9 protein-coding genes are annotated in these 7765 nt (G+C 35.5%); 3 read left to right on the top strand and 6 right to left on the bottom strand.

Going from position 1 to position 7765, the window contains the following annotated elements; translation table 11 throughout:
- The 3 genes from ACTCAF_RS10405 to ACTCAF_RS10395 form a co-directional block, all read left to right on the top strand.
- The coding region (locus ACTCAF_RS10405) for an aminotransferase class I/II-fold pyridoxal phosphate-dependent enzyme (RefSeq protein WP_463063215.1) at positions 1-1046 on the top strand (1046 nt) is incomplete at its 5' end.
- Positions 1043-1633 (top strand): hypothetical protein, encoded by a 591-nt coding sequence (locus ACTCAF_RS10400; RefSeq protein ID WP_463063214.1) that lies wholly within the window; start codon positions 1043-1045, stop codon positions 1631-1633. The genes ACTCAF_RS10405 and ACTCAF_RS10400, both read left to right, overlap by 4 nt.
- Complete coding sequence (locus tag ACTCAF_RS10395; protein WP_463063213.1) at positions 1596-2369, top strand: methyltransferase domain-containing protein; 774 nt, start codon at positions 1596-1598, stop codon at positions 2367-2369. The genes ACTCAF_RS10400 and ACTCAF_RS10395 overlap by 38 nt, the downstream gene beginning before the upstream one ends.
- Positions 2370-2392: 23 nt before the next feature.
- On the opposite strand, the gene ACTCAF_RS10390 is transcribed toward ACTCAF_RS10395, so the two are convergent.
- The 6 genes from ACTCAF_RS10390 to ACTCAF_RS10365 form a co-directional block, all read right to left on the bottom strand.
- Entirely contained in the window at positions 2393-3364 is a 972-nt protein-coding gene (locus ACTCAF_RS10390; protein ID WP_463063212.1) for an NAD(P)H-dependent flavin oxidoreductase, read from the bottom strand.
- 8 nt (positions 3365-3372) lie between these two features.
- The gene (locus ACTCAF_RS10385) at positions 3373-3675 is read right to left on the bottom strand and encodes an alkyl sulfatase C-terminal domain-containing protein (protein ID WP_463063211.1); all 303 of its coding nucleotides are present in this window, start codon (positions 3673-3675) and stop codon (positions 3373-3375) included.
- 10 nt (positions 3676-3685) lie between these two features.
- Positions 3686-4594: an electron transfer flavoprotein subunit alpha/FixB family protein gene (locus tag ACTCAF_RS10380; RefSeq protein WP_463063210.1), complete on the bottom strand. Its 909-nt coding sequence runs from the start codon at positions 4592-4594 to the stop codon at positions 3686-3688.
- A 9-nt stretch (positions 4595-4603) separates the two neighbouring features.
- Positions 4604-5371, bottom strand: coding sequence for an electron transfer flavoprotein subunit beta/FixA family protein (locus ACTCAF_RS10375; RefSeq protein WP_463063209.1), 768 nt, complete (start codon positions 5369-5371; stop codon positions 4604-4606).
- Between the two features lie 12 nt (positions 5372-5383).
- Entirely contained in the window at positions 5384-7369 is a 1986-nt protein-coding gene (locus tag ACTCAF_RS10370) for a heterodisulfide reductase-related iron-sulfur binding cluster (RefSeq protein ID WP_463063208.1), read from the bottom strand.
- 9 nt (positions 7370-7378) lie between these two features.
- Positions 7379-7765, bottom strand: a 387-nt coding sequence (locus ACTCAF_RS10365; protein WP_463063207.1) for an acyl-CoA dehydrogenase family protein, incomplete at its 5' end; no start/stop codon positions are given.

Raw genomic sequence — 7765 nt, 5'->3', positions numbered from 1 at the left:
TAAATAATATTTGTGCTCTTAACTGTGCCAGTAACGATTATCTAGGATTTTCTCAAAACGAAGAGATAAAGTTAGCAGCATTAGATGCCATAAAAGATTATGGAAATTCTTCCGGCGGCTCAAGAGTAGTGTCAGGAAACTATAATATTTATAATAGACTTGAAAAAGAGTTAGCTGATTTTAAAGGTTATGAATCGTGTCTTATTGTTAATAGCGGTTATATTGCAAATTTATTGATTGTAAGCACATTAGCAACTCCCGATACGATTATTTTTACGGATAAACTAAACCACGCAAGCATTTATGACGGGATACGCTTAAGTGGGGCAAAAATGGTGCGTTATCGCCATAACGATGTATCTCATCTCGAAGAGCTGTTAAAAAAATACTCAGCATTTCCAGAAAAAATTGTGATTACTGATACAATTTTTAGTATGGATGGTGATAGAGTAAGGTTAAGAGAAATTGTAAATTTAAAGGCAAGTTATAGATTTTTATTAGTAATTGATGAAGCTCACGGAACTGGTGTGTTTGGCAAAGGTAGGGGATTAGCGCATGAATATGAGGTTGAAAAAGATATAGATATCAATATGGGAACATTCAGCAAGGCTTTAGGTGGATTTGGTGCATATATTTGTGCAAAGAGTGAGCTGGTTGAATATCTGATAAATAAGGGGCGGGGATTTATTTATACTACTTCACTCCCCCCGGCAATAGTTGGAGGCAATCTAAAAGCTATTGAGTTGCTGAAAGAAAATTTCGAACAATATGGCGGTAAACTTATAACATATTGTGAAATATTCAGAAAATTACTTCAAGAAAAAAAGATAGATTTTTTAAACTCTATGAGTCAGATTTTTCCGATAGTTGTAAGTGATAATAACAAGGCATTACAGGCTCAGAATAAACTCCTTAAGTTAGGTATCTATGTGGCTGTTGCCAGAAGGCCGACTGTTACAACTCCAAGGCTTAGGGTGAGTTTAAGAGCTGATTTTGATTTATCTGATATTTATAAAATAGCGGACTCTTTGGTAAATACTTTATGAAGAATGTCTTTATTTCAGGGTGGGGCGGTTACCCGGCAATGTTTGAGCATATTCCTAAAGTGACAAATTTCTGCATCCCATTTATACACAGTGATAAATATATCGAAGACACAATTTCTGCAGGCGGTGATATTATTGTCGGATGGTCAACAGGAGCACATATTTTATCTAAGGCAGTCTGGAGATATATTGATAGGTGGAAAAAAGTAATTTTAGTTGCACCCTTTAGTGATTTTACCAATTCTTTTAGTAAAAAGGCATTAGATATAATGATAAAAAGCCTAAATACTGACTTTTTAGGCACAATGGAAAGTTTTTACTTAAAATGCGGATTTAGGGGTAAAATAAAATTAAACCTTGAAGATATTTTTAAATTAGAAACAGGGCTTGAGTTTTTGAAACACTCAAAAGTGGATAAAGGGTGTAATTCAGTTAAAATAAATATTCTGTATGGTAACGAGGATAAAATAGTCAAAAGAAAAGAGATAGATACTGTCTTAAATCTGTTTGAAAATGCAAGATTTATAGAGCTTTGCCAGCCTCATTTTATTGACGAAAAGGTTATTATTAAGTATGCAGGCTTGTAGTTTTGACAAAAGGGCTTTGGATTACGAAAAATATGCTAAAATACAACATGTGGTTGCTAAAGAGCTTTTGAATATTTTAGATGTTAGTTTCAAAAATAATTGTGTAAATATATTGGAGCTTGGGGCGGGCAGCGGTATTTTCACAACTCTTTTAAAGCAGAACTTTAATTGTAATATTTTAACCTGTGTTGACTTGGCTTATAATTTTATAAAGCTAAATCAAGAAGTTAATAAGGTGCAAGGGGACATATTACACCTGCCTTTTAAAAATAATATTTTTGATACGGTAGTTTCTTCATCAACTTTTCAGTGGATTGAAGATATAAAAAGACTTTTAGAGGAAGTGGATAGAGTAGGGACAACACGTTGTCAATTAGGTTTTAATGTGTTTTTGAAGGGCACTTTCAGTGAAATGGGTGAAGTTAATAAACTTACCGGCTTTGGAAAAGTTTTGGATATGAAAACGATAGATTATTACTTAACAAATTGTTATGAATGTAATTTTGACGTAACTTATTATTATGAAAGAGAATATATATTGTGGTATGATAATGTTTTGGAGTTTTTAAAGCAGCATAAATCAACAGGTGCAACGGTCAGAGCGGATAAAAATATAGGGAAAAAAAGGCTTTTTTCTTTTATTGATTACTATACAAAGATGTTTTCTATGGATAACAAAATTCCTGTTACATATAAGATAGGGTATTTTATAGGTAATAAAAGAAGGGGAGCATAAGCCCCCCCGTAAAACGTCTTATATTATGAAACAATATTTTTTAATCTGTTTTCAACTATCTCTTTTGCTTCTTTGACGATTCTTGAAACAAGCTCGCCAACTGTAGGGATGTCATACACAAGGCCCACCGCTTGTCCACAGGCAAAGAGTGAATCTTCTGTCTCACCTGTTTGAATAGCTTTTAGCCCCCTTAAACCACTGAGAAGTGGTGCTAATTCTTGTAAAGTAGCTCCATTATTTTCCATTTCCAATATTTTTTCCGCGTGAGCATTTCTTAATACTCTTACAGTATTTTTAAGGCTTCTTTCTACAAGCATAGTGTCAGTTTCTTTTGCTTCAAGAAGTCTTTTCTTAATATTTTCATGGACAGGAGCTTCAACAGTGCCCACGAATCTTGTGCCTAAATTAATCCCTTCAGCACCAAGTGCAAGTGCTGCTACAAGCCCTCTACCGTCAGCAAAACCGCCTGAAGCGATTATTGGTATTTTAAGCTCATCTTTTGCTCTTGGGATAAGAATTAGGCTTGTTACATCGTCTTCACCGGGGTGTCCGGCACATTCAAATCCGTCAATACTTACAAAGTCACATCCGATTTTTTCTGCCTTAAGTGCATGTCTTACCGATGTACATTTGTGAATAACTGTAATACCGTTGTCTTTAAATTTTTGCATGTAATTTTCCGGATTTCTTCCGGCAGTTTCAATAATTTTTATCCCTTTCTCAATAATTACATCGATATATACATCATAGTTAATGGGCCTTAATGTTGGCAAAAATGTCAAATTTACTCCAAAAGGCTTATCTGTTAAACTTTTTGTTTTATCGATTTCTCCAGCCAATTTTTCAGGGGTATCAAAAGAAAGAGCGGTGATAATTCCAAGCCCGCCGGCATTAGATACGCTTGACACAAGCTCAGCTCTTGAAATCCACATCATACCGCCCTGTATGATGGGGTATTGTATATTTAGTCTTTCTGTTAAAACTGTTTTAAACATAATTTCTCCTATTTGCCACAAGCTTTTAAGAATTTTTGTAAAGCTTCCGGGTTGTTTGTCTTTAATGTGCCGGAGAAAATTTCTTTCATCCCCGGCTTATAATTTTCATACCACACTTTTTCAAAAAGCTCAGATGTCATCTTGCATACGCAATTGGCATCTTCAACTTTTTTACCTTCTTCGACAGTTAAACCATCGTTTTTGGCGAAAATAGTATATTTTTTGTCGTCATCAAACACGAAGTAAAAAGTATACTCCTTGTCCATTGGAGTATACTTTTCTGTAGCTTCCTTTAATATATTTTCAAGCATCTTGTTTTCCTTATTTTAATTTTGAAGTCAAGGCCGGTACAAATTGCATAACGTCAGCAACTACAAGCACATCAGCCACTTCAGCAATTGGTGCATCTTTATCTGTGTTAATCGCTATTATATAGTCAGACTTTTTCATACCTGCCAAGTGCTGAATCGCTCCTGATACACCGCAAGCTACATAAAGCTTTGGAGAAACAGTCTGTCCTGTTGTACCTACCTGTCTTGAATGGTCTACCCAACCTGCGTCAACTACCGGACGGCTTGCACCGAGCTCCCCACCAAGAGCCTTAGCCAACTCTTCGATAACAGGTACATTGTCTGGTTTACCTATCCCTCTACCGGCAGTTACAATAATTTCAGCTTTAGTTAAGTCTACTGATTTAGCTTCAGCTTCTTCATATCCTACAAACTCTAATTTTGCCTGAGCAGAGGCTTCAATTTTTTCTACTTCAGGGCTTGCAGAATCTACCACAGGTGCAAATGCTCCTGCCTGAATTGTAAGCACGGCTTTACCAGGAGTATGTCTTACAAATCTTCTAAGCTTTGCATTACAGCTTGGTACTACAAATGTATTATCTTCGATAGCTACTACTTCAGTTAGCTGACCTACTTTTAATGCAGCTGCTACTCTTGGAGCTAAATCCCAGCCGTATGAAGAGTGAGAAAATACAATATAATCAGGATTTTCTTTTTCAACAACTTGCTTTATAAGCTCCTTGTGTACACCAGGGTTATACTCTCCATATTTTTCAGCATCTGCAAGGTAAAGTTTGCCTGCTACTTTAGGAAGGTTACTTTCATAGCCCACTGCAAAGAAAACTTTTTCAGCATTCAGGCTATTTGCAAATCCATTTAATTCATATATTGTTTCCAAAAGAGCTTTTTCTCTATATTCTGCAACTAATAATACTTTCATATCAACCCCCTACACCAATGACTTTTCTTTTAAAATTTTAACAACTTTATCAACTAATTCAGCAACATCACCTTCAAGAATTTGAGCGCCACCTTTCTTTTCAGGGAATGCCATTTTAGCTGTTGTAACAAGATTTTCAACTTTAAGAAGCTCACTTGCTTCAAAAGTTAAAATCTCTTTTTTCTTAGCTTTCATAATATTTGGCAGGGTAGGGTATCTTGGTTCATTAAGTCCTAATTGACAAGTAAATACTGCAGGCACTTTAACTTTTATTATACTCTTTTTACCACCCTCAAGCTCTCTTTTAACTGTTACTTCACCGTTATTGTATTCAAAAGAAACTATTGTTGTTACTACAGGAAGTTCTAAAAGTTCTCCTAAAAGTACCCCTACCTGAGCACTGCCGGTATCTTGAGATTGAAGGCCTGTAAAAATAATGTCAAAACTTTTATCTTTAGCAAATTCAGCAATCATTTGGGCTTTTTGATAAGGGTCTTTTGAATAATAGTCGTTGTCATTAATATGAACACCTCTATCACACCCCATTGCAAGTGCCTTTTTGATAGCTTCTTTTACCCTTTCAGGTCCGATAGATAATACTGTAACATCACAATCACCAACTTGCTCTTTTAATCTTACAGCTTGCTCAACTGCATATTCGTCATATTCATTCATACGATATGCAAGGTCAGTGTCTTCATACCATACATTGTTTGATGCTACCTTAAATTTTGATTCCATATCAGGAACCTGCTTAATACAAACCAGTACTTTCATGACTACCTCCGTTTATTTTTCAACTCTTTCTATTAAAACTTCTGATAAATCTTTAACTTTCATTTTACCGTCAAGTTCAGCCATTTTAAGGCCGTCTTCAAACATTGTCATACAGAATGGACAGTTAGAAATAAGAGTTTCTACCCCTGTTTCCTCAGCCATTTTTACCCTTTTGACACTGATTTTTTCACCGATATTTTCTTCGGCGATAATTCTACCGCCACCAGCTCCACAACAGAAACTTTCAGCTTTACTTCTCTTCATCTCTTTAATTTCAGCTCCAAGTGCACTTAAGATTTCTCTTGGTTCATCATAGATATCCATATATCTTCCGATATAACAGGAGTCGTGATAAGTGCATTCTAGGGCTTCTTTGTTTGAAATCTTAAGTTTTCCTGTGTTAAGCAGTTTGTGAAGATATGTTGTGTAGTGCTCCACTTCAATTTCAAGCCCCAAATCTTTATAATCTCTACCTAAAGTATTAAGGCAGTGAGGGCATGTGGTAACAATCTTTTTAACATTATATTTTTTAATTTTTTCAATGTTTTCAGATGCTAAAGTTTGATATAGGTATTCATTTCCAAGCTTTCTTGCAGGCTCACCGCAGCATTTTTCCTCTTTGCCAAGGATACCTACTTTTATACCTGCAAGGTTACAAAGCTCTATAAAATTTTTGGCAATTTTTTGATTTCTCTTATCAAATGATGCATAACAACCAACAAAATACATAATGTCAACGTTACTGTCTTCAGCAAGGAGTTTTACATTTAAATCTTTAGCAAAATCGCCTCTTGATGCGAAGCCCATGCCCATAGGGTTGCCGTTGACTTCCATATTATCCATTGCAAGCATAACCTCTTCACCGGGGAACTCCCCTTCCATAAGGACAAGGTTACGTCTCATATCTATAATTTTGTTTACATGTTCGATATTTGCAGGGCATATTTCCTGACAGGCACGGCAGGTTGTACATGACCATAAGACATCTTTAGATACTTTTTCAATTAAATTCGCATCCGGTGAATTAAACGCTACATCACCGATATCTGCGATAAGCTTCATTGGGGAGAGAGGCTTATCGGTGTTATATGCAGGACATCTGTCCTGACATCTTTTACACTTGGTACATGCATCACTATCAAATATATCTTTCCAGGTAAGCTCAGCTACCTTGCTTACACCAAAGCTTTCAGCTTCTTCATTTTCCATATCAATTGTGTCTATAGAGCCTTTTCTTCTCAAATCTGTGAAGAAGTAGTTTGCCGAAGTAGTAAGTATATGCCTAAATTTAATAAAAGGGATAGAAACGAAAAATCCCATTACAAGGAGTAAATGTATCCACCAGAATGATTTATGCATTGCAAGAAGGGTGCTTTCAGGCATATTTACATATGCTTTGGCAAACAGTAGACCAATCGGTGACCACTTAGCTAACTCTGGATTTTGGTTTAGCTCGGTTGCTGCCATTCTAAACCCTTCTATTACAAAACCGGTTATCAGTATTGCAAGTAGTAAGCCGTGCATAATGTAATCATCTTTTGTAGTTTCAAGCCCTTTAGGTTTAAAGATAAATCTTCTTATTAAAAAACCTAAAAGCATAACAATTGCCACAAAACCGGCAATATCCAAAGCTAAAGAGAATATCTTATAAAATGTACCTTTTAGGAAAATTATTCCAAATAAAGGGTGTAAAAAGTCAGCTTGGATAAAAACCAGAGTAGTGCCTATTACAAGGATTAAAAAACCCCAAAAGAAAAATGCATGGAAAATCCCGGCAGGAGAATTTAAAACTTTTACCTGCCCAAGCACATTTTTCAGGGCAATATTTAACCTATCTGGCCAATCTGAATATCTGTCAAGTGATTTGCCTTGTTTGTATACGGCTGATCTTTTTATAAAGTTATAGACTATAGACCCAATAGCCAGTATGGCCAAAAGGTACATAGGAATTAATACACCATGTCCAACATTCCAATAAATCTGTCTAGTAGCTTCCATCTATTACTCCTATTTAAATAGCATTTTTGAAATAACTATTCTTTGAACTTCGTTTGTTCCTTCATAAATCTCAGTAATTTTGGCATCTCTAAACATTCTTTCTACTTCATATTCACAGATATATCCGTATCCACCATGAATTTGAATTGCTTCTTTAGTTACAAATGTAGCTGTTTCTGATGCGTACATTTTTGCCATCGCAGATTCTATTGCGTTAGTTTTTTTCATATCTTTAAGCCAAGCTGCTTTGTAAGTAATAAGCTTGCTTGCTTCAATCTTTGTAGCCATGTCAGCTATTTTAAATTGGATTGCCTGAAAAGCTGAAAGCGGTTTTCCAAACTGTTTTCTTTCCTGAGCATAAGCTAATGCTTTATCAAATGCACCTTCAGCAATACC

It is taken from the genome of Deferrivibrio sp. (assembly GCF_055117995.1).
This window is presented reverse-complemented; position numbering and strand designations above follow the sequence as displayed.